Consider the following 21,205-nt stretch of genomic DNA (forward strand, 5'->3'; position numbering starts at 1 on the left):
GTAGTTAACTTGGCTTCAACCAGTTGTGGTCTGGTCTAAAAACACAAAATGCACTCGTAGCTCAGCTGGATAGAGTACTCGGCTACGAACCGAGCGGTCACAGGTTCGAATCCTGTCGAGTGCACCATACACCAGAAAGCCCGCATCGAAAGATGCGGGCTTTTTGCTTTCTGCGATTTACCCATCTATCTCTCTTCTTACGGTTTGGGGCTGGAACGGCTTGGTTCGTTGGCAGTCGAATAGCCAGCCTGCCTCCAGGTTTTTTCTGTTGGCATGTGTTTTCTGTTTCGGCGCGGGCGTCGCAGTTTCACAGATTCGGACGCTGCTTAGGTTTGTGCCGCAAGCGCTTGTTCTTGCCACGATTTTTTAACGTTTAAAGCTGCCAAGGGGTGTATCATTGCGCCCGTCAGCCCCGCCGGGGCTTGTGGAATACCTCCATGGACTTACCCAGTAGTTATTCAGTATCCCGTTTTCACAATCATGAACTGACTGATTGATCCTTCCGGCGTGCTCCTCTGCTGGGAGTGGAGTTCGCCTATGACCGAAGTAGAAGTAAAGAAGACGCAGGAAAGCCTGCAGGACCGCCTCGCTCAAGTCGTTGAGCTGCTGCAGCGCCAGCGGGTAGTCGAAGACCTGACACACCGTCAGGAAGGTCACCACCATGATCGGGTCGAGAACCTGGTCCACCGGCAGAATCTCGTCGAGTTGCAGCGCAAGCTTGATGATCTGCACTCTGCCGACGTTGCCTACATCCTTGAAGCCTTGCCGCTGGAAGAGCGACTGACCGTTTGGCAATTGGTCAAGGCTGAGCGCGATGGCGACATTCTTCTCGAAGTATCCGATTCCGTTCGTGAAACCCTGATCGCCGACATGGATGATCATGAGCTCCTGGCCGCTGCCAAGGAGATGGACGCTGACGAACTTGCTGACTTGGCTCCCGAGCTGCCGCGAGACGTTGTCCATGAGCTGATGGAGGCTCTCGATGGCCAGCAGCGTGAGCGTGTTCGTTCTGCGCTGTCTTATGACGAGGAGCAGGTTGGTGCGTTGATGGACTTCGAGATGGTGACGATCCGCGAGGATGTCAGTCTCGAAGTCGTGCTGCGTTACCTGCGCCGGCTCAAGGAGCTGCCTAGTCATACCGACAAGCTGTTCGTGGTGGATTACGACGGTGTGCTCAAGGGCGTGCTGCCGATCAAGCGCCTGTTGGTCAATGATCCGGACAAGCAAGTCTCGGAAGTCATGGCCAGCGATCCGGTGAGCTTTCATCCTGATGAGGATGCCTATGACGCGGCTCAGGCATTTGAGCGCTATGACCTGATTTCTGCTCCTGTGGTCGATAAGAATGACAAGTTGATCGGTCGTTTGACCATCGACGAAATGGTCGACCTGATTCGTGAAGAGAGTGAAACCGAAGTCCTCAATATGGCGGGTCTGCGCGAGGAGGAAGATATCTTCGCCTCGGTCTGGAAGTCCTTGCGCAACCGTTGGGCCTGGCTGGCCATCAATCTGATCACGGCGTTCGTTGCGTCGCGCGTGATTGGTCTGTTTGAAGGTTCCATCGAGAAATTGGTAGCCCTGGCTGCCCTGATGCCGATTGTTGCCGGTATTGGCGGCAACTCGGGTAATCAGACCATCACCATGATCGTTCGGGCCATGGCCTTGGATCAGGTAAGCACCGGTAATACTTCGCGCTTGATGCGCAAGGAGCTGGCGGTGGCTCTGATCAATGGCCTGGTCTGGGGAGGGGTGATCGGTGTTGTTGCCTATATGCTCTACGGGAGCTGGTCGCTGGGAGTGGTGATGACTGCTGCGATGACCCTGAACCTGTTGCTGGCAGCTTTGATGGGGGTTCTGATTCCCATGACTCTGGCGCGCCTGGGGCGCGATCCGGCAATGGGGGCTAGCGTAATGATTACGGCCATGACCGATAGTGGCGGTTTCTTTATCTTTCTCGGCCTGGCGACAATCTTCCTGCTTTGACTCTTCCTTCATGCATGGGTAACCCGCGAAGCGCCTTTATGGCGCTTCGTTGTTTTTATCGCAGGCAAAAAAAAGCCAGCAACTAGGCTGGCTTGAGCATTCTGGGGAGTCAGTTGGCGTCTGCGGCCATTTCAGCGTCGTGGGCTATCAGCGAAACCAAAGCGTTTTGCTGACGATGTGAAAGTTGGCGGAAGCGTTGAAGTAGTTCGCGCTCATGCAAGGACAGCTCTGGGCTGTCCAGGCGCATGCTCAACTCTTCACCCAAGGCGCCTTCCTGAATAAGACTCTGTTCCAGGCGCGCGATGATTTCGGAGTTCATGCTGCGGTGATGATTGCGAGCCACCTCGGCAATGCGTTCACGCATCCCGTCGGGTAGACGTACGACGAACTTGTCAGCCGTACGGCTGGAATAAATTGCCTGTTTCAATGGGCGCATATATTTAACCGGTTAGTTCAGGGGAGCGGTTCTCGGAATTGGCCGCGAGCTGTCTTTTAGGACAAGCCGTATTGCCAAATGTTCAACCTGAATTGTTAAGAGGCCCGCATCATGCCTCAAAATTGCCAGATCCTTGGCGTCAATTCTGTGACAAATATTGAACTGGATAAAGGCGTTATGCCAGCACCAATTATCAGAAATGCGGACTGGTTTGAAAAGATCGCCGACTCCACATTGTGGGCCGCATTCTCCCATCCGACGGGGGGGGTTAGTGTGCGGACGAGCGTGCATGCTATGTGGATGAGAGCGTAATCCCTACTTGTTTAGAGGATAGTGGCAAATGGCCGATTTACTAGTTGGGCTGTCCTGGGTGGCGACTCATGCCGGGTAGGGTGATTTATCTGATGGGGCCCTCAGGAGCCGGCAAGGATAGCTTGATTGATGCGGCCAGGCAGCCTATTAGCGCATTGGGGTGTGAGGTGGCAAAAAGAGTGATCACCCGCTCGGCTGAGTCTGTGGGCGAGGAAGCGCTCGAAGTTACGTCCGAGGAATTTGAACGGCGTGTCGCGTTGGGTGAGTTTGCTTTGTTCTGGCGTGCCAATGGTTTGGGTTATGGCATTCCCAGGCAGATTGATGCTTGGCTGGCGCAGGGGCGAAATGTCCTGGTCAATGGTTCTCGAGGGTATTTGCGTCAGGCGCGAAAGCGCTATCCCGATCTGATTCCTATAGTTCTGACGGTCGATAACGAAGTGCTGCGCCGGCGTTTACTGCGTCGTGCCAGGGAAAGCCTACCGGAGATTGAGCGTCGTCTGCAGCGCAACCAGCAGTTTGTCAGTACTGCCTGGCTGGATGAAGAGCGTGTCATACGCTTGGATAATTCGGGTGCGCTCGAGGCCACTCTGGTGCGTCTGTTGGCCATACTCCGTGAGCAGGGTGTCAGCGCAGTACCGGGTCAAACTTGATCTTGCGTCCGGCCAGAAGTGCCAACAGGAACAGGCCGAACATCGAGCCGCAGATGATCAGCGCAGCATTTCCTAGTGAGTCGTCAGGTAGTAGCAAGGCGGAAATGCCGCTGAGTAGAGTCAGAAAAAGCAGGCTTTTGGCTGCATTGGACATGATGGCTCCTGGGGCGCGTTATTAAATAGCCCAGCGTATATTTTGTTTGGTGCTGGGTTGCTGCTGATGCTGTCTATTGGGCTGTTGGGCAGAAGAGCTGGGCTGGGTGTTGATTATCGACAGGTACGGTTTAGGGTCTTGCTTGTAATTAGGAGGGACGGGCTGGCAGATCTGGCGTTGTCTACGGGTTGAAGGTGCAAGGTCGCAAGCACGATGGTGGCGATCACATTCAATAGAAGCAGAGCACTGTGTATGGGCGTTATCTCTGCATTCTTCATCTGCTTACTCAGGCAGCTCGCGTGCCAGGAGTTTATCCTTAAATAAACCCTTTAAAAACAAAGGCTTGATTTGGTGGCGAAAGAGCGGCCAATTGTATTTTGCAAGGATTGCTGTTGGTGGTGATGCAATTTGCAAGCTGGGATCGTCAGCTAACAAATCGCTTCTGGCTGTTCGTGTAAAAAGCCCTATGGATGACATGACAAACGTGGCCTTGGCCGTTAACATGCTCGCCGTCCTTTACGCCTGACATCCTCAGGTGCTCGTTGTTTTGTCTCAGTAGCTCAATTGGATAGAGCATCCCCCTCCTAAGGGGAAGGTTGGCAGTTCGAACCTGCCCTGGGACACCATATAAATCAAGGTCTCCAGCAATTTAAGCCCTCAGCGTCAAAACCACATGGGTGCAGGGTGGGTGCAAAAGGATTGCTTCAGGCAACAAAAAGCCCCGCTCAGGATCTGCTGGCGGGGCTTTTTTTATTCTCTATTTATGGGGCTGGCGGATAAAGCTCGCCATCATCACCCTGGGCTTTCGCGCCAAGTCGACTCGCGACATCGATCATTTTTTTTATCGCGTCATCAGAAGGGGTTTTGGTGTAGAGCTCACCCAGTATCGGGTTAAACCAGATTGGGAATGTCTCTGTGCCTAGCGATACTAAAAAATCGTTCTTGGTATTCTTCGTGTCCGGAGTGGTCTGAGGGTCTTGGGCAATGTATTTTTCCCAGTCTGAAATGCTGATGGTTGGCCCATCTTCGTCTGCCCAAAATGCCTTTCGGGTGATGTGTATATCGTACCCAGCAAAAACTGCGCTGCTGGTTAATGCCAGAAAGAAAAAAGCTATTACCCGCATACCAGATCCATCCGTTTTTAGTGTTGAAGGCTTCCAGAATTGAGCTAGGCGACCAAGTCTCTAATTCTGAGAACGGTGGTGGTGGAGCAGTTGGCGTGTCGAGCTGTTGCGCGAATGCCGAGGCCGGCGCCGAGCAGTTCGGTCACGCGCTTATGCAGATCGGCATCTACCGGGCGCCCCTGGTATTTACCGGCTGCCTTGGCCTTCTCGATACCCTGGGCCTGCCGGTCGCGGCGCTGCTCGTAATCCTTGCGTGCGATAGCCGCCATCATCTCCACCAGCATTGAATTGATGGCGCCCAGCATCCGCCTGGTGAGCTCGTCGCCTTTGGTGTCCTGCATTCCCTGGTGGCTGGTCGGCAGGTCGAGCGCGACGATGCGCAGGCCCTTGGAGTCGATCGCGGCCTTGAGCTTTTGCCAGTCCTCAACCGGGAGGCGGGAGAGGCGGTCTATCGACTCCACCAGCAACACGTCCCCCTTGCGGGCATCCTTCAGCAGGCGCAGCAGCTCGGGCCGGTCGGCGGTGGCGCCGCTGGCATTCTCCAGGTACACGCTTGCAATGACCTTGTTATGGTCGCTGGCGAACTGCTCGAGCGATGCCCGGGCGCGGCCGGCGTCTTGCTCTTCGGTGGATGCTCGGAGGTATGCGCGGATGAACATGATGGATGCCTGTATCAGTTAGGGCGTTCTACTAATGCTGTTGTACTTTGGGTGTCACTTATCAAGCGAAAAGCCCGAGAAAGGCAAAATAAGCCTGTATCTGGATAGGCATACACAAAAAAACCGGCTGCATATACGGGCCGGTTTTTTGGATGAAGCTGAGGGTACGAACAACGTACTTACTTGCGTAGCACAACGTCTGCGGTCAAGAGACAGTCGCTGCCGTGGAATTCTGCTGTCTTCCAGCCTTCTTTTAGGGCTTGATCATTGAACCAGTTCCGCACTGGGTCAGTTACTTTCTGCCGCTTATCTGTTGGGTTCGCCCGATTGTAATTCCCCAAAACCTGATTCGCCTTTGCGATAACCGTTGGTGAGTTTGGGGAGCAATCGCTTGGGTCTGGAAACTCAAAGGGACGTCCTGCCATGACACTTTCCTATCTGTGGTTTGTTTCTACTCTTATAGCTTTTTGATATCACTCTGTGAATTTAGCCTTTGGTGGAAAGGTCGTAGATGAATTTTTGTGTTAGCGATAACTTCTTGATTGATGATTACGTGATCATTTTTACATCTGGTCTTCGGAGTAGATCCCGGCGCTGATCACCGCGCTGCCGACGATCATACGGCCATAGAGCAGCGGGACAGGGTTGCCTTGGACGCTAGTGTTCACGGCACCGTTGAAGCTGTAGCTGGGTCGGTTGTTTGGGCTGTCCTGGGTGCCTAGGCCTTTTGCTTGGGGGCTGAGCATCTGAATGACACCACCGGCTAGCATGGCAAGCCCTGCGGGCGGCAGAGGCTGGTAAACAAGTCCTACGACGACGAGCACTGCACCGACAATAGTTTGCAGTAAGCCAGCTTGCTTAGAGCCTCTAATGACCGGTGATATACGAATCACTCCTTTGCCGGTGGGCTGTTGCCGCTGACCGAAAACTGACCCAGTAAAGGCTGTTCTGCCGACTGAAACCTGATGCCTTCGGTGTGTGCGTTGCTCTCTGGACGTCAACGTCATTGTTCGGTCGCTGCTGTAATGGCCTGGTTTCATTGCTGGAGTGCTGCGTCGCTCGTGAAGGTTATGGCAGCGTGCTTTCGCCTTGTTAACGATTCGATCGTCTCGGTCGAAAGCGGTTAAAAAGAGGTGTTGACAGCAGCGTGTAACGCTGTAGAATTCGCCTCCCGCTAACGAGAGATCGAAAGCGCAAGTGGTTGAAGTTGTTGAGGAAATCTTCAAAAACTTCTTAAAAAATCGCTTGACAGTAAATGAGGCTGCTGTAGAATGCGCGCCTCGGTTGAGATGAAAGATCTTAACCAACCGCTCTTTAACAACTGAATCAAGCAATTCGTGTGGGTGCTTGTGGAGTCAGACTGATAGTCAAAAAGATTATCAGCGTCACAAGTTACTCCGCGAGAAATCAAAGATGTAACCAACGATTGCTGAGCTAAGTTTAGGGTTTTCTCAAAACCCAAAGATGTTTGAACTGAAGAGTTTGATCATGGCTCAGATTGAACGCTGGCGGCAGGCCTAACACATGCAAGTCGAGCGGCAGCACGGGTACTTGTACCTGGTGGCGAGCGGCGGACGGGTGAGTAATGCCTAGGAATCTGCCTGGTAGTGGGGGATAACGTCCGGAAACGGGCGCTAATACCGCATACGTCCTACGGGAGAAAGTGGGGGATCTTCGGACCTCACGCTATCAGATGAGCCTAGGTCGGATTAGCTAGTTGGTGAGGTAATGGCTCACCAAGGCTACGATCCGTAACTGGTCTGAGAGGATGATCAGTCACACTGGAACTGAGACACGGTCCAGACTCCTACGGGAGGCAGCAGTGGGGAATATTGGACAATGGGCGAAAGCCTGATCCAGCCATGCCGCGTGTGTGAAGAAGGTCTTCGGATTGTAAAGCACTTTAAGTTGGGAGGAAGGGTACTTACCTAATACGTGAGTATTTTGACGTTACCGACAGAATAAGCACCGGCTAACTCTGTGCCAGCAGCCGCGGTAATACAGAGGGTGCAAGCGTTAATCGGAATTACTGGGCGTAAAGCGCGCGTAGGTGGTTTGTTAAGTTGGATGTGAAAGCCCCGGGCTCAACCTGGGAACTGCATCCAAAACTGGCAAGCTAGAGTATGGTAGAGGGTGGTGGAATTTCCTGTGTAGCGGTGAAATGCGTAGATATAGGAAGGAACACCAGTGGCGAAGGCGACCACCTGGACTGATACTGACACTGAGGTGCGAAAGCGTGGGGAGCAAACAGGATTAGATACCCTGGTAGTCCACGCCGTAAACGATGTCAACTAGCCGTTGGGAGCCTTGAGCTCTTAGTGGCGCAGCTAACGCATTAAGTTGACCGCCTGGGGAGTACGGCCGCAAGGTTAAAACTCAAATGAATTGACGGGGGCCCGCACAAGCGGTGGAGCATGTGGTTTAATTCGAAGCAACGCGAAGAACCTTACCAGGCCTTGACATCCAATGAACTTTCCAGAGATGGATTGGTGCCTTCGGGAGCATTGAGACAGGTGCTGCATGGCTGTCGTCAGCTCGTGTCGTGAGATGTTGGGTTAAGTCCCGTAACGAGCGCAACCCTTGTCCTTAGTTACCAGCACGTTATGGTGGGCACTCTAAGGAGACTGCCGGTGACAAACCGGAGGAAGGTGGGGATGACGTCAAGTCATCATGGCCCTTAAGGCCTGGGCTACACACGTGCTACAATGGTCGGTACAAAGGGTTGCCAAGCCGCGAGGTGGAGCTAATCCCATAAAACCGATCGTAGTCCGGATCGCAGTCTGCAACTCGACTGCGTGAAGTCGGAATCGCTAGTAATCGCGAATCAGAATGTCGCGGTGAATACGTTCCCGGGCCTTGTACACACCGCCCGTCACACCATGGGAGTGGGTTGCACCAGAAGTAGCTAGTCTAACCTTCGGGGGGACGGTTACCACGGTGTGATTCATGACTGGGGTGAAGTCGTAACAAGGTAGCCGTAGGGGAACCTGCGGCTGGATCACCTCCTTAATCGACGACATCAGCTGCTTCATAAGCTCCCACACGAATTGCTTGATTCATTGAAGAAGACGATAGAAGCAGCTTTAAGCTCCAAGCTGATAGCTCCAAGCTAACAGTTACAAGCTCGAAATTGGGTCTGTAGCTCAGTTGGTTAGAGCGCACCCCTGATAAGGGTGAGGTCGGCAGTTCGAATCTGCCCAGACCCACCAATTTTGTTATGGGGCCATAGCTCAGCTGGGAGAGCGCCTGCCTTGCACGCAGGAGGTCAGCGGTTCGATCCCGCTTGGCTCCACCATAAACTGCTTCTGAAAGCTTAGAAATGAGCATTCACATTGAATGTTGATTTCTAGTCTTTTGATTAGATCGTTCTTTAAAAATTTGGGTATGTGATAGAAAGATAGACTGAACGTTACTTTCACTGGTAACGGATCAGGCTAAGGTAAAATTTGTGAGTTAAATTGCAAATTTTCGGCGAATGTCGTCTTCATAGTATAACCAGATTGCTTGGGGTTATATGGTCAAGTGAAGAAGCGCATACGGTGGATGCCTTGGCAGTCAGAGGCGATGAAAGACGTGGTAGCCTGCGATAAGCTTCGGGGAGTCGGCAAACAGACTTTGATCCGGAGATCTCTGAATGGGGGAACCCAGCCATCATAAGATGGTTATCTTGTACTGAATACATAGGTGCAAGAGGCGAACCAGGGGAACTGAAACATCTAAGTACCCTGAGGAAAAGAAATCAACCGAGATTCCCTTAGTAGTGGCGAGCGAACGGGGACTAGCCCTTAAGTGGCTTTGAGATTAGCGGAACGCTCTGGAAAGTGCGGCCATAGTGGGTGATAGCCCTGTACGCGAAAATCTCTTAGTCATGAAATCGAGTAGGACGGGGCACGAGAAACCTTGTCTGAATATGGGGGGACCATCCTCCAAGGCTAAATACTACTGACTGACCGATAGTGAACTAGTACCGTGAGGGAAAGGCGAAAAGAACCCCGGAGAGGGGAGTGAAATAGATCCTGAAACCGTATGCGTACAAGCAGTGGGAGCAGACTTTGTTCTGTGACTGCGTACCTTTTGTATAATGGGTCAGCGACTTATTTTCAGTGGCGAGCTTAACCGAATAGGGGAGGCGTAGCGAAAGCGAGTCTTAATAGGGCGTCTAGTCGCTGGGAATAGACCCGAAACCGGGCGATCTATCCATGGGCAGGTTGAAGGTTAGGTAACACTGACTGGAGGACCGAACCGACTACCGTTGAAAAGTTAGCGGATGACCTGTGGATCGGAGTGAAAGGCTAATCAAGCTCGGAGATAGCTGGTTCTCCTCGAAAGCTATTTAGGTAGCGCCTCATGTATCACTGTAGGGGGTAGAGCACTGTTTCGGCTAGGGGGTCATCCCGACTTACCAAACCGATGCAAACTCCGAATACCTACAAGTGCCGAGCATGGGAGACACACGGCGGGTGCTAACGTCCGTCGTGAAAAGGGAAACAACCCAGACCGTCAGCTAAGGTCCCAAAGTTATGGTTAAGTGGGAAACGATGTGGGAAGGCTTAGACAGCTAGGAGGTTGGCTTAGAAGCAGCCACCCTTTAAAGAAAGCGTAATAGCTCACTAGTCGAGTCGGCCTGCGCGGAAGATGTAACGGGGCTCAAACCATACACCGAAGCTACGGGTATCACGTAAGTGATGCGGTAGAGGAGCGTTCTGTAAGCCTGTGAAGGTGAGTTGAGAAGCTTGCTGGAGGTATCAGAAGTGCGAATGCTGACATGAGTAACGACAATGGGTGTGAAAAACACCCACGCCGAAAGACCAAGGTTTCCTGCGCAACGTTAATCGACGCAGGGTTAGTCGGTCCCTAAGGCGAGGCTGAAAAGCGTAGTCGATGGAAAACAGGTTAATATTCCTGTACTTCTAGTTATTGCGATGGAGGGACGGAGAAGGCTAGGCCAGCTTGGCGTTGGTTGTCCAAGTTTAAGGTGGTAGGCTGGAATCTTAGGTAAATCCGGGGTTCTAAGGCCGAGAGCTGATGACGAGTTACCTTTTAGGTGACGAAGTGGTTGATGCCATGCTTCCAAGAAAAGCTTCTAAGCTTCAGATAACTAGGAACCGTACCCCAAACCGACACAGGTGGTTGGGTAGAGAATACCAAGGCGCTTGAGAGAACTCGGGTGAAGGAACTAGGCAAAATGGCACCGTAACTTCGGGAGAAGGTGCGCCGGTGAGGGTGAAGGACTTGCTCCGTAAGCTCATGCCGGTCGAAGATACCAGGCCGCTGCGACTGTTTATTAAAAACACAGCACTCTGCAAACACGAAAGTGGACGTATAGGGTGTGACGCCTGCCCGGTGCCGGAAGGTTAATTGATGGGGTTAGCTAACGCGAAGCTCTTGATCGAAGCCCCGGTAAACGGCGGCCGTAACTATAACGGTCCTAAGGTAGCGAAATTCCTTGTCGGGTAAGTTCCGACCTGCACGAATGGCGTAACGATGGCGGCGCTGTCTCCACCCGAGACTCAGTGAAATTGAAATCGCTGTGAAGATGCAGTGTATCCGCGGCTAGACGGAAAGACCCCGTGAACCTTTACTATAGCTTTGCACTGGACTTTGAATTTGCTTGTGTAGGATAGGTGGGAGGCTTTGAAGCGTGAACGCCAGTTTGCGTGGAGCCATCCTTGAAATACCACCCTGGCAACTTTGAGGTTCTAACTCAGGTCCGTTATCCGGATCGAGGACAGTGTATGGTGGGTAGTTTGACTGGGGCGGTCTCCTCCTAAAGAGTAACGGAGGAGTACGAAGGTGCGCTCAGACCGGTCGGAAATCGGTCGTAGAGTATAAAGGCAAAAGCGCGCTTGACTGCGAGACAGACACGTCGAGCAGGTACGAAAGTAGGTCTTAGTGATCCGGTGGTTCTGTATGGAAGGGCCATCGCTCAACGGATAAAAGGTACTCCGGGGATAACAGGCTGATACCGCCCAAGAGTTCATATCGACGGCGGTGTTTGGCACCTCGATGTCGGCTCATCACATCCTGGGGCTGAAGCCGGTCCCAAGGGTATGGCTGTTCGCCATTTAAAGTGGTACGCGAGCTGGGTTTAGAACGTCGTGAGACAGTTCGGTCCCTATCTGCCGTGGACGTTTGAGATTTGAGAGGGGCTGCTCCTAGTACGAGAGGACCGGAGTGGACGAACCTCTGGTGTTCCGGTTGTCACGCCAGTGGCATTGCCGGGTAGCTATGTTCGGAAAAGATAACCGCTGAAAGCATCTAAGCGGGAAACTTGCCTCAAGATGAGATCTCACTGGGATCTTGAATCCCCTAAAGGGCCGTCGAAGACTACGACGTTGATAGGTTGGGTGTGTAAGCGCTGTGAGGCGTTGAGCTAACCAATACTAATTGCCCGTGAGGCTTGACCATATAACACCCAAGCAATTTGCTTAAGAAGCGAGTTGCGGTGTGTGAAGACGAAACGAACCGAAAGTTTGCACCGCTCACAAAGCACACAAACCTATTACATACCCATTCGCTGGCACGTTGCACAAGCAACGGACTGGCTACCGAATTTCTTGACGACCATAGAGCGTTGGAACCACCTGATCCCATCCCGAACTCAGAAGTGAAACGATGCATCGCCGATGGTAGTGTGGGGTTTCCCCATGTGAGAGTAGGTCATCGTCAAGATTAAATTCCGAAACCCCAATTGCGAAAGCAGTTGGGGTTTTGTTTTTGCGCTGCAGAAAAGTTGCGCTGCTGCAGCCGGCCATGACCGCTCGGCTACGGCTGGCAGCGCCCCGCGACAGTGCCAGGGTTGCGGCCTACCCCCGCTGTAGCGGGCTCTACCGCCATTGGCTTGAAAGGGGGAGGGGCGGTCGACTGAGTGCACCAGAGCCGCTGTTCTCGCTCTCTCCGATCAGGCCTTGTAGCAGGAGACTGCCTCCCAGCACCCACTCATGGAGTCACCTGGGATTGTTCGGGTCGCGGTGATCGGTGTTGCTGATACTCGACTGGGAGAAGAGGGGGGGGCTCTATGTAATGCTGCTCCCCGGAACCAGCTTGGCGGCTGATGCGCTGAGCGGATGGTTCCGCCAGTACATGACCCATTACAGGCTTCCCAGCAGCAGCGTGAAGTTCGTCCTCGACTCCCCTGCCAATATGACGGGCAGGGGCCTCATCAGACCGATGAGGCCATTCAATGGTACGGGGACAGGACACTTCCCCACTTGTGTGATTTCAATCCGCCACTGGCGAGAACGCCGGCAACCCCTGCCAGGCAACCCCAGCCCACATGCCGCTGCCCGGCGTCAGCAGGCGGCCAAGGCTTGCTTCGTTGAACGCCTGCCCCAGTGAGTCGGCCCTGAATGCCGCTACCCACTGACTGCGTCCGAGCATGAAGGCTTTGCCGAAGTCTTCCCAGTCGCTGAAGCAGTCCTGGGCTCGCTGTGCGTTGAGGAGCAGGATCCGCCAGCCGCTCTCGGTTTCGATCCAGCCCATCAGCATTGCGCAGCGGACGAAGAAGGCGCAGCGCACGCAGGCAAAGGCCATGGCCGCTCGCGGGTCGTCGCTGGCGTTCAGGCCGTGCAGGTCAATCCGAAACCACTGGCGTTCCAGAGTGCTGTTCAAATGCTCACGGACTTCGTCATCTGTGGCATTGCTGCGAAAGCCGATCTGATGCAGCAGTGGGGCCCTGAGAGTAGTTTTCGCCTGATCCATGAAGTGGGTGGTATCGGGATCGAAGAAGCCCGTCATCCCGGTGGCGTCGACCATGGGTTGCGCCAGCGTCAACGCCCAGCGTTTGCGCGGGGTGAATACCACCAGCGAGGTAGGCGATTGGCGGCGGTAGTAGCGCCAGACCAGCCAGGCGCCGAAGGCTACTGCTATTACTGTCATCATTTGCGGTTCACCGATTCCTGGCCTGCCAGGCCGCTATTTCCTCCGCCTGGAGTGGGGACATATCTGTCCATGTCACCCCTTCGGTCCGGTATGACGGGGCGTCGGCGTGGGGTTGTGGCCAGGGACTTTTCTTGAAGATATGCCGGGTGGCGTACTTCACCGACGGCGCCCTGGGCGCCACCTCCAGCAGCAGGTCGGACTGACGGGCCGCCACCAGCCACTCGACCATGGCCGAAGGAGCATCCAGCCGGTAGAACAGTTGCGGGTAGCGCGCCACCAGGCGCGTCTGGGTCTGGGCGTCGCTGACTTCCTCAATGCGCAGCCAGCCGGCTTCGGTGCGCACGATGCCGATGGCAATGCAGTCGGTCGGGGTCTGCAGGTCGGTATCCAGGGTATTGAGGAACCGCAGCAGGTCCTGAAAGTAGCGTTCGATAGGTGGACGGTTCTGCTTGCCTTTGACTTGCTCCACGGTCAATGCGCCATCCTCCTGGATGATCAGGCTGACGGTGATGTGGGGCTGGCCTTGGGCATCACGCAGGCTGAACACGCGCATACTCTGTTGTTCCACGGCTTCGGCATAACGCTCGCCGTAGCCGCCGGTCAAGGCTCGGCGGTTGGCAAACTGCCCCAGGCAGTGGCGCATCACGTAGCTTTCGAAGGCCATTTCTGCCCGCAGCAACGGGCTTTGCGGGCGCAGCTCGACCCAGTTGTGATCGGCGCAGGCCAGGGTCAGATCCAGGGCGTCGGCCGAGCTTTGACGCCAGCCCTGCTCAACACGGGCTGCCATCTGTGCATGCTCTTTTTCCCACAGCGCCAGGGCCTGGGGGCAGGTGATGCGATCGAGCTTGCCCTCCAGTGCCGTGCCTTTGCGCGACGTCAGGAACTCCACGAGCACAGCCTCATGCTGCAGCAACTGTGGTTCCAGTGGGTCGATCCAAACCAAGGGCGCCACTGTGTTTGGACTTTCTTCGCTCAGGGCTTTGGCTGCGGCCTTGAAGTGCCCGGCTACCCAGGCGGGCAAGGTATCGCTGCCCAGGGCGCTAGCGGCTTCCTCCAGGCTGAAAATGGGGCGCGCCGGCTCAAAGTTACCGACCAGATGCCGGTAGAAGTGATTGAGCAGCCAGCTCTGCACCGGCCCTTCATCGCCCCGGCCCTGACTGCGTTGAGCGATGCCGGCCTTGAGTTGGTCGGCATTGAGCAGATTGCGCGGGGCATAGCTGGAGGTGCGTGGGTCGGTGCCTATTTCCATATCTGCCACCAGCTTTTCTTGCCGACTGTTTGCGCCGGTGCCTGGAGCTGCGCCAGGAGCTGTTCGGTGCGGGCCCGGCACTTGATGTCGTAGTCATCTTCGTCATTGCACAGGGCCAGGGTGCGTGTGCAGTAATCGATGGCTTCGGCGGTGCGTCCCCGGGCGTGGTGGAAGTCTACCGAGGAGGACATCACTGAGACTTCGTTCATGGCCAGGACCAGTGGTTCATAGCGCTGCCAGAGGCTGTCCGCATTATCCGGGTGGGCATGGGCCAGATAGCGCGCCAACTTGACTCGGGCAAACAGGGCTGAGCTGTCCAGTTGCTGGTCGCTGACGCCTTGTTCTTCCTGCCATTTGAGCAGGCGTTCGAGCCAGATAAGGATTTCGCTGTCGCGATCCAGCGAGTACAGGGCGTAGGCCACCGAGGCGATGTAGTCGTTTGGATCGTGGCGGCTGTAGCCGAATTCCGCCGAGTAGTGCCACAGCTGCTCTGCGGCTTCGACGATGCCGGGCTTGTCGTCCATGCGAATGCGCGCGCTGAGCAGGCCGTTGTAGTGTTCGGCGAACGAGCTGGCAGCGATGCCTCGCAGGTGCAGGTCAATCGCCTCCTCGTTGCGGTTCTGTTCGTTGTAGTAGCGATAGTTGATCGCCAGATTGTTGCAGAGCATGGAATACAGGTGGGCACAGGCGTCGAACGGGTGACCGCTGCCGCTGGCGAAGTAGCGTTCCATATGGGCCTGGCCCTGCTCGTAGGCATCTCTCTGTGCCTCGCGCAGCAACCAATAGGCCTGGTCGCGGGCTTCTTTGGGCAGTTTGTCGGCCTCGGCTTCCACCAGATCGTCGATGAACGCCGCGTAGTTGTAGCCATACATGCCGCTGGCCAGGATCGGCTTGGGTTGCTTCAGGGCCTCGATCACCCCCAAGTTCTTGACCTGCGCCGCAAACAGCGAAAAGGCGCTGCGGTTGTCCTGCATCCGTCCGGCCTGGATGGCCGCCTGCAGTTGGCTGGCCTCGCTGGCAGCATCGATCAGGCCGCGTTCAGCGTCATGCACGGCGGCCAGGCGCCGGATCCACGGGTGCTCGGGGGCGCGGCGCAGGGCTTCGGCCCGTGCTGCGGCAAACAGTGGATCAAGCAACTGCGGATCTTCCATGGCTGCATGCAGCGCCGCGAGCAGCGCGGAGGCGCCCGCCTCGTTGGCATCGAGCTCTGGCAGTGCCGAGAGAAAGCTCTGCAGGACCTCTTCATTGATGCAAGCGCGCATCACGCAGATTGGCCACCAGGGGTTGTGATCCTCGGGGTCCTGCAAGCGGTTGAGGATCAGGCGGGCGGTGGCCGGCCACATTTCGGTTTGTCGCTCGTAGACATCGATGAAGGCGCGATGCCCAGCTTCCTCGATGCGTCCGGCTTCCATCAGCCAGGGCAGTTCATATTCGATGAAGTTGCTACCGCCGTCGGAGTCCAGGCTCAGGGCGGCGGCGTTACAGATCTTCAGGGCTCCGGCCAGGTCACCCTGGGCGTGCAGGGCGCGGGCGGCCAGGCGTGCGGTGCGCACCTCCCACTCGCGGCGCCTTGGCAGGGAGAGGTGGGCGGTCAGTTGGGCGATGGGTTGCTCGAACAGCGCCAGGCGCAAGGGGATGATCTCGATCAGCGCATTGCCCAGCCACAGCCAGTCGCCTTCGTCGATGTCCTGATCAGGCCCGGCGCTGCGCAGCGCATTGATCGCTTCCAGGGCGGCGCTGCGGGCGTCTTCATCACGCTCGTGATAGGCCAGGACGCGGGCGCGGCGCTGATACTGATCGGCGGCATCCCAGGCTCGCAGTGCCACGCGGGCAGGGTTGCTCAGAGTCAGGGCATAGCGCACTTCGATGGTTTTTACTGCGACTTCGAGGCGGCTGCCCTCCAGTTCGTCGAAGATCCGGAAGCGACGGTAATGCTCGACATTGAAGTCCAGCGTTTGCGTGGCCATCTGGTTGAGCTGTTCGAGGACCTCGAGCAGGGTCGCGTCGTCATCCAGGTAGCTGGCGACCCGCAGGCGCAGGATGGCCAGGTTCATCAGCAGTTCGGCGCGCGCCGGCTCGGGCGAGGCCTGCAGCAGGGCGTTGCCATCGTTCTCGATTACCGCCCGGGCCGCCGCTGAGTCGCCGGCCTGCATCCACAGGGTGTGCAGGCGGTCGATGGACGCCAGAGAGTCGGCCCGCAGGGGCTGTGCCTGCAGTTGGGCCAGCCAGGTATTGCCTTCCTGCTCCTGCTGTTGCGCCTCAAGGCGGTCCATGAACTGTTCCAGTTCGATGCCGGTTATCACGCTGCTGTCATGCGCCATCGTTAACTCCATTTGATAATGACCTGCGCATCCGGTGATGCACTGCCTGGCGGACCGGCATTGCCTCGTCGTGGGTACCGTCTTCGGGTGTCATGCCGATCCTTCGACACCCGGGTAGCAAGCCTGTGGCGCCTGCTACTGATAGACCCCCTGGCTCCGGCCGACCCTGCGCGCAGTGTCGGTATTCCAGGCCAAAAACGATCGAGGCTTCAAGGCGCAGCACGCTATCAGGTGATGTTTCGGAATCCAAGGTTTGCCCATGCAGCAACGCTGTTTTTCTGCGCAGGGCCGTCTAGGCTGGCAGCTGTTAAATCCTCTCGTGCCTCTATAAGGGATTGGCAAGTCCGGCCGATAACTTCAGTGGACAATTGTGTTCCCAAGCGGCGACCTGCATCACAGGTCGACTTGAAAGTGCTTGATAGCCTGTGGCCAGCAGCTATTATCTGCGCGCCAAAAACAGGCTGCGAAGCCGGGCGGGTCTTGCTGTCCCTGGATTGATCTTCTTACTTGCCTGGAATCTTCGATGCTGGCGTACCACCAAAAGAGCTTTTTGATCGTCGATGATTTCTCGGACTTCCGCAGTTCGGTGCGTTCGATGTTGCGTGAGCTGGGCGTCAAGGACGTGGACACCGCCGATAGCGGCGAACAGGCCCTGCGTATGTGCGCGCAGAAGCGCTACGACTTCATTCTTCAGGATTACCACCTGGGCGACGGCAAGAAAAACGGCCAGCAGGTGCTGGAAGACTTGATGCTGGAAAAGCTCATCAGTCACGAGAGCGTGTTTCTCATGGTGACTGCCGAGAGCAGCCAGGCAATGGTGCTCAGTGCCCTGGAGCACGAACCCGATGCCTACCTGACCAAGCCGTTCAACCGTTCCGGCCTGGCCCAGCGCCTGGAGCGTCTGCAGCAGCGCAAGACCCTGCTCAAACCCATTCTCCAGGCCCTGGACCGCGGCAAGCCGGTGGAGGTGCTCAACGCCTGCGTCGCCCTGTGCAAGCAAGACCCGCGTTACGCGCCCCTGTGCCTGCGCTATCGGGCCGATGCCTTGCGCGACATGCATCAGAACGAGGCCCTGGAGCGTCTGTACAACAGCATCCTGGCCGATCGGCCACTGCCTTGGGCCTACGTCGGCCTGGGCCGCTTGCTGTTCAAGCGTGGACAGATAGGTGAAGCCAAGGCGGTGTACGAAAAAGCCCTGAAGACATTCCCGATGATGCCGGGGCTGTACGACGGATTGGCCGATGTGCTGGTGGCCGAAGGTGATACCAAGCGCGCCCAGAGCGTGCTCGAAGAGGCCGTGCGCCTGTCGCCGCTGGCGGTGCGTCGTCAGGCGTTGCTGGGCAAGCTGGCCATGGCCAACGAAGACTTTGACAGTGCTTCCAGGGCCTATCGCCAAGCTGTATCCCAGGGCGCCCAGTCGCGCTTCAAGGACCCGGAAAGCAACCTGGGCCTGGCCCATGCCCTGATCAGCAAGGGCAGCGAAAAGGGCCTGGACACCCGCACCCGCCTGGAGATCAATCAGACCCTGAGTGCGGTAGCCAAGGAAAATCCCACCGACCCGGGGCTGCAGATTCGTGCGCGTTTGATGAAAGCCACCAGTCTGCTGCTCAATGATGCGGAAACCGCGGAGAAGCTCACCGAGCAGGCGCTGATGCGTCTGGACGGCATGGAGCAGTTCATGAGTCCGGAAGCGGCATTGCTGGTGGCCAAGCAGTTGCAGATGCTCGGGCAGGCCAGTGCTGGCGCGACGATGTTGAAGAACTGTGCGGAGATCTATGGCGACGATCCGAAGGTCATGCAGAACATCGCCAAGCTCACGGACGATCCGACTATTCTCAGTTCGTCCAATGCGGCGGCCGACATCAACCGCCAGGGCGTGCGCAGTTACAAGGCCGGCAACCTCAGCGAGGCTCGCGAGTTGTTCCGCAAGGCCCTGGCCATGCAGCCGAAGAACATCAGTATTGCCCTGAATATGGCGCAGTCGCTGTTGCACGGCACAGACCCGAATACAGACGCGGCACTCCTGGAAGAATGCCAGGCGTGCCTGAAAATGGTCGGCATGATGCCCGATACCGATGCGCGTTATCCGCGCTACCAGAAGCTGCGAAGCAAGGCGTTTGGCGAATGAACGAAGAGCAACAGGCGCTCGATTTTTCCACGGTGATCGCCTCCACCGTACACGACATGAAAAACTCCCTGGCCATGCTGATGCAGGCCCACGGTCAGTGGCAGGCTCGACTCTCCGAGGCGCAGCGCGCGCCCGAACAGGGAGTGATCGATTACCACTTCGCCCACCTCAACGGCATGCTGGTGCAGCTCCTGGGGCTGTACAAGCTGGGCGTCAATCAGTTGCCGTTGCAGCCGGCCTACCATGAGCTGGATGACTTCATCGAGGCGCAGTTGGTGAACCATCAGGATGTGTTCAAGAGTCGCGGCATCTCGGCCACTTATGAGGTCGATCCCTTGAGCCCCCTGGGCTTTTTCGATCGAGAACTGATCGCCTCGGTGCTGGCCAATTGCATCAACAACGCGCTGCGTTATGCCCGTCATGCCCTGTTGATCACGGTCAGTGACGAAGAGGGGCAGGTGGTGCTGTCCATCAACGACGACGGCGACGGCTACCCGCAGGCGCTGATCGAGCGCCAGGACGATTATGTCCAGGGCATCAATCAGAGCAGCGGCAGTACCGGGCTGGGGCTGTATTTTGCTGGGCGCATCGCCCAGTTGCACCAGCGCAATGGTGTCTGCGGACACACCCGTATCAGCAACGGAGGCCCCTTGGGCGGCGGGCTGTTCAAGCTGTATCTGCCTTGAGCGTCTTGTCAGTCCGGGTGCAGAAGAGGTTCTGAAAGGCCTGGCCTGGCCGGTCAGCGCTTGTGGGGGCTCTCTTTCTTCTACAGGTTCGTGCCGGACCTGGCTTTATGGGTTGTTCGCCGGGAGCGGGTCCGCTCCCGGGATTTTATTCTTGCCTGCTTGAAATCCTGAACGGGTGATGCGTATTTTGTACGGGTCGCCGTTCGCGGCTCGTATAACAACAAGGATTGAGTCATGACAACCGATGGCCACAGTTCACTCGCCGAGCGATTGACGGGCATTGATGAGATTGAATGCGTCACCGCGGATCTCAATGGCGTGCCGCGGGGCAAGGTGATGACCGCCGAGGGCTTTCTCGAAGGGCGGCGCTTGCAGATGGCTCGGGGGGTGCTGCTTCAATGCATCATGGGCGGGTATCCGCCGGCATGTTTTTACGGCAGCGACGACGGCGACCTGGCGCTCAATGCCGACCCCCGGCAGATTCACCGCCTGCCCTGGAGCCAGACGCCGCGGGCGCTGGCCATCTGTGACGCGGACGAACTCAGCGGTGAAAGTTCGCGTCTGTCCACCCGGGGCCAACTCAAGCAGGTGATCGCGCGTTATGCGGCCCTGGGCCTGGCGCCTGTGGTGGCCACTGAGCTTGAGTTCTTCGTGTTTGCGGCCAATGACGATCCTGCTCAGGCCTTTCGGCCGCCGGTTGGCCTGGATGGTCGACGGGAAGAGGGGTATTCGGCGTTCAGTGTCAGCTCCAACAACGGCCTGCGGCCGTTCTTCAAGGAAGTCTATGAATGCATGGCGGCCCTGGGCCTGCCTCGCGATACGTTCATGCATGAGATGGGCGTCAGCCAGTTCGAGATCAACCTGTTGCATGGCGATCCGTTGCTGCTGGCGGATCAGACTTTCCTGTTCAAGCACCTGCTCAAGGAAGTGGCGCTCAAGCACGGGTTGATCGTGGTCTGCATGGCCAAGCCGCTGGCCCGCACGCCCGGCAGCTCCATGCATATCCACCAGAGTCTGGTGGAGATCGGCAGTGGGCGTAATGTCTTCAGTGACGAGGCCGGGCAACCGACGGCGATGTTCCGTCATTTCATCGGCGGCCTGCAGGCCGGCCTGGCGGATTTCACGGCGTTGTTCGCGCCTAACGTGAACTCCTATCAGCGCTTGTGCCATCCTTACGCTTCGCCGAACAATGCCTGCTGGTCGCATGACAATCGGGCTGCGGGGCTGCGTATACCGGCCAGTTCACCGGTGGCGCGACGGGTGGAAAACCGCCTGCCGGGCGCGGATGCCAACCCGTATCTGGCAATTGCCGCCAGCCTGGCTGCGGGTCTGCATGGGATCGAGAACGAGCTGGAGCCCACGGCGGCGATCCAGGGTGAGTTCGAAGTACCGGACAATTTGTCCCTGCCTTGTACCTTGCATGCGGCACTGGAGCGTCTGAAACGTAGTCAGTTGGCCAGGGAACTGTTCGGCACCGAGTTCATCGAAGGCTACATCGCTTCGAAGACCATGGAGTTGACCAGCTTCTTTGATGAAATCACTCCCTGGGAGCGGCGTGTGTTAGCGGCCCAGGCATAACCTAACCCGTCGCTGGCCGGGCCCCGATCTGTCCGGGGGCCGGCACC

General features: G+C 56.7%; 13 protein-coding genes, 4 tRNA genes, 3 rRNA genes and 1 pseudogene. 12 read left to right on the forward strand and 9 right to left on the reverse strand.

Translation table 11 applies throughout. From position 1 onward, the window contains the following. Positions 1–50 precede the first annotated feature (50 nt). Both ACMGG8_RS12105 and mgtE read left to right on the forward strand, forming a co-directional pair. Positions 51–127: transfer RNA gene (locus ACMGG8_RS12105), tRNA-Arg, on the forward strand. Between the two features lie 410 nt (positions 128–537). Next, positions 538–1,980 (forward strand): magnesium transporter, encoded by a 1,443-nt coding sequence (gene mgtE, locus ACMGG8_RS12110; RefSeq protein ID WP_060840590.1) that lies wholly within the window; start codon positions 538–540, stop codon positions 1,978–1,980. A 109-nt stretch (positions 1,981–2,089) separates the two neighbouring features. Here the strand turns inward: mgtE and ACMGG8_RS12115 are convergent, their stop codons facing one another. Beyond that, a complete protein-coding gene (locus ACMGG8_RS12115) occupies positions 2,090–2,416 on the reverse strand; it encodes an Arc family DNA-binding protein (RefSeq protein WP_016968184.1) in 327 nt (108 codons plus the stop codon). Positions 2,417–2,796: 380 nt separating this feature from the next. Between ACMGG8_RS12115 and phnN the strand changes: the two genes are divergently transcribed. Further along, on the forward strand, positions 2,797–3,378 hold the full coding sequence (phnN, locus tag ACMGG8_RS12120; protein ID WP_108545380.1) for a phosphonate metabolism protein/1,5-bisphosphokinase (PRPP-forming) PhnN: 582 nt from the start codon (positions 2,797–2,799) through the stop codon (positions 3,376–3,378). Here phnN and ACMGG8_RS12125 read toward each other — a convergent pair. Together ACMGG8_RS12125 and ACMGG8_RS12130 are read right to left on the reverse strand one after the other, a co-directional pair. Further along, the gene (locus ACMGG8_RS12125) at positions 3,353–3,532 is read right to left on the reverse strand and encodes a PA3371 family protein (protein ID WP_060844374.1); all 180 of its coding nucleotides are present in this window, start codon (positions 3,530–3,532) and stop codon (positions 3,353–3,355) included. The two genes, phnN and ACMGG8_RS12125, sit on opposite strands and share 26 nt — an antisense overlap. A 282-nt stretch (positions 3,533–3,814) precedes the next feature. Next, on the reverse strand, positions 3,815–4,036 hold the full coding sequence (locus ACMGG8_RS12130; RefSeq protein WP_148659670.1) for a hypothetical protein: 222 nt from the start codon (positions 4,034–4,036) through the stop codon (positions 3,815–3,817). A gap of 45 nt (positions 4,037–4,081) precedes the next feature. Here ACMGG8_RS12130 and ACMGG8_RS12135 point away from each other — a divergent pair. Next, a tRNA-Arg gene (locus ACMGG8_RS12135) sits at positions 4,082–4,158 on the forward strand. Positions 4,159–4,293: 135 nt separating this feature from the next. Here ACMGG8_RS12135 and ACMGG8_RS12140 read toward each other — a convergent pair. The 3 genes and pseudogenes from ACMGG8_RS12140 to ACMGG8_RS12150 form a co-directional block, all read right to left on the reverse strand. Further along, positions 4,294–4,656: a hypothetical protein gene (locus tag ACMGG8_RS12140; protein ID WP_414159628.1), complete on the reverse strand. Its 363-nt coding sequence runs from the start codon at positions 4,654–4,656 to the stop codon at positions 4,294–4,296. A 44-nt stretch (positions 4,657–4,700) separates the two neighbouring features. Then, positions 4,701–5,315 (reverse strand): recombinase family protein, encoded by a 615-nt coding sequence (locus ACMGG8_RS12145; protein ID WP_414159629.1) that lies wholly within the window; start codon positions 5,313–5,315, stop codon positions 4,701–4,703. 563 nt (positions 5,316–5,878) lie between these two features. Then, a pseudogene (locus ACMGG8_RS12150) lies at positions 5,879–6,226 on the reverse strand (tail assembly protein); the annotation flags it as partial. 559 nt (positions 6,227–6,785) lie between these two features. Between ACMGG8_RS12150 and ACMGG8_RS12155 the strand changes: the two are divergent. The 5 genes from ACMGG8_RS12155 (at position 6,786) to rrf (ending at position 11,987) form a co-directional block, all read left to right on the forward strand. Further along, a 16S ribosomal RNA gene (locus ACMGG8_RS12155) occupies positions 6,786–8,324 on the forward strand. A 123-nt stretch (positions 8,325–8,447) separates the two neighbouring features. Beyond that, positions 8,448–8,524: transfer RNA gene (locus tag ACMGG8_RS12160), tRNA-Ile, on the forward strand. Between the two features lie 10 nt (positions 8,525–8,534). Continuing rightward, positions 8,535–8,610: transfer RNA gene (locus ACMGG8_RS12165), tRNA-Ala, on the forward strand. A 221-nt stretch (positions 8,611–8,831) separates the two neighbouring features. Then, positions 8,832–11,723, forward strand: a 23S ribosomal RNA gene (locus ACMGG8_RS12170). 148 nt (positions 11,724–11,871) lie between these two features. Then, positions 11,872–11,987 (forward strand): 5S ribosomal RNA (rrf, locus tag ACMGG8_RS12175). The 16S, 23S and 5S rRNA genes sit together here with 2 tRNA genes alongside, the layout of an rRNA operon. A 549-nt stretch (positions 11,988–12,536) precedes the next feature. On the opposite strand, the gene ACMGG8_RS12180 is transcribed toward rrf, so the two are convergent. The 3 genes from ACMGG8_RS12180 to ACMGG8_RS12190 are packed head-to-tail and all read right to left on the reverse strand — an operon-like array spanning position 12,537 to position 16,766. Further along, a complete protein-coding gene (locus tag ACMGG8_RS12180) occupies positions 12,537–13,196 on the reverse strand; it encodes a DUF1266 domain-containing protein (protein WP_060844371.1) in 660 nt (219 codons plus the stop codon). A 7-nt stretch (positions 13,197–13,203) separates the two neighbouring features. Continuing rightward, positions 13,204–14,445: a hypothetical protein gene (locus tag ACMGG8_RS12185; RefSeq protein WP_414159630.1), complete on the reverse strand. Its 1,242-nt coding sequence runs from the start codon at positions 14,443–14,445 to the stop codon at positions 13,204–13,206. Then, positions 14,436–16,766 (reverse strand): hypothetical protein, encoded by a 2,331-nt coding sequence (locus ACMGG8_RS12190; RefSeq protein ID WP_414159631.1) that lies wholly within the window; start codon positions 16,764–16,766, stop codon positions 14,436–14,438. Before ACMGG8_RS12190 ends, ACMGG8_RS12185 begins: the two co-directional genes overlap by 10 nt. Before the next feature lie 523 nt (positions 16,767–17,289). Here ACMGG8_RS12190 and ACMGG8_RS12195 point away from each other — a divergent pair. From ACMGG8_RS12195 to ACMGG8_RS12205, 3 genes are all read left to right on the forward strand, one after another. Further along, a complete protein-coding gene (locus ACMGG8_RS12195) occupies positions 17,290–18,894 on the forward strand; it encodes a tetratricopeptide repeat-containing response regulator (protein ID WP_060840585.1) in 1,605 nt (534 codons plus the stop codon). Continuing rightward, complete coding sequence (locus tag ACMGG8_RS12200) at positions 18,891–19,580, forward strand: sensor histidine kinase (RefSeq protein WP_060840584.1); 690 nt, start codon at positions 18,891–18,893, stop codon at positions 19,578–19,580. The genes ACMGG8_RS12195 and ACMGG8_RS12200 overlap by 4 nt, the downstream gene beginning before the upstream one ends. A gap of 336 nt (positions 19,581–19,916) precedes the next feature. Further along, positions 19,917–21,158 carry a glutamine synthetase family protein gene (locus tag ACMGG8_RS12205; RefSeq protein ID WP_414159933.1) on the forward strand — a complete coding sequence of 414 codons (1,242 nt, stop codon included), beginning with the start codon at positions 19,917–19,919 and terminating at the stop codon, positions 21,156–21,158. Positions 21,159–21,205 lie beyond the last annotated feature (47 nt).

The organism is Pseudomonas sp. BNK-45 (assembly GCF_047456255.1).
Taxonomy (GTDB): domain Bacteria; phylum Pseudomonadota; class Gammaproteobacteria; order Pseudomonadales; family Pseudomonadaceae; genus Aquipseudomonas.

Coding starts and splice junctions, on each gene's coding strand:
- ACMGG8_RS12115 (WP_016968184.1), bottom strand. CDS start 2,416: ATGCGCCCATTGAAACAGGCAATTTATTCCAGCCGTACGGCTGACAAG.
- ACMGG8_RS12195 (WP_060840585.1), top strand. CDS start 17,290: ATGCTGGCGTACCACCAAAAGAGCTTTTTGATCGTCGATGATTTCTCG.
- ACMGG8_RS12130 (WP_148659670.1), bottom strand. CDS start 4,036: ATGTTAACGGCCAAGGCCACGTTTGTCATGTCATCCATAGGGCTTTTT.
- phnN (WP_108545380.1), top strand. CDS start 2,797: ATGCCGGGTAGGGTGATTTATCTGATGGGGCCCTCAGGAGCCGGCAAG.
- ACMGG8_RS12125 (WP_060844374.1), bottom strand. CDS start 3,532: ATGTCCAATGCAGCCAAAAGCCTGCTTTTTCTGACTCTACTCAGCGGC.
- ACMGG8_RS12190 (WP_414159631.1), bottom strand. CDS start 16,766: ATGGCGCATGACAGCAGCGTGATAACCGGCATCGAACTGGAACAGTTC.
- mgtE (WP_060840590.1), top strand. CDS start 538: ATGACCGAAGTAGAAGTAAAGAAGACGCAGGAAAGCCTGCAGGACCGC.
- ACMGG8_RS12145 (WP_414159629.1), bottom strand. CDS start 5,315: ATGTTCATCCGCGCATACCTCCGAGCATCCACCGAAGAGCAAGACGCC.
- ACMGG8_RS12205 (WP_414159933.1), top strand. CDS start 19,917: ATGACCGCCGAGGGCTTTCTCGAAGGGCGGCGCTTGCAGATGGCTCGG.
- ACMGG8_RS12180 (WP_060844371.1), bottom strand. CDS start 13,196: ATGATGACAGTAATAGCAGTAGCCTTCGGCGCCTGGCTGGTCTGGCGC.
- ACMGG8_RS12140 (WP_414159628.1), bottom strand. CDS start 4,656: ATGCGGGTAATAGCTTTTTTCTTTCTGGCATTAACCAGCAGCGCAGTT.
- ACMGG8_RS12200 (WP_060840584.1), top strand. CDS start 18,891: ATGAACGAAGAGCAACAGGCGCTCGATTTTTCCACGGTGATCGCCTCC.
- ACMGG8_RS12185 (WP_414159630.1), bottom strand. CDS start 14,445: ATGGAAATAGGCACCGACCCACGCACCTCCAGCTATGCCCCGCGCAAT.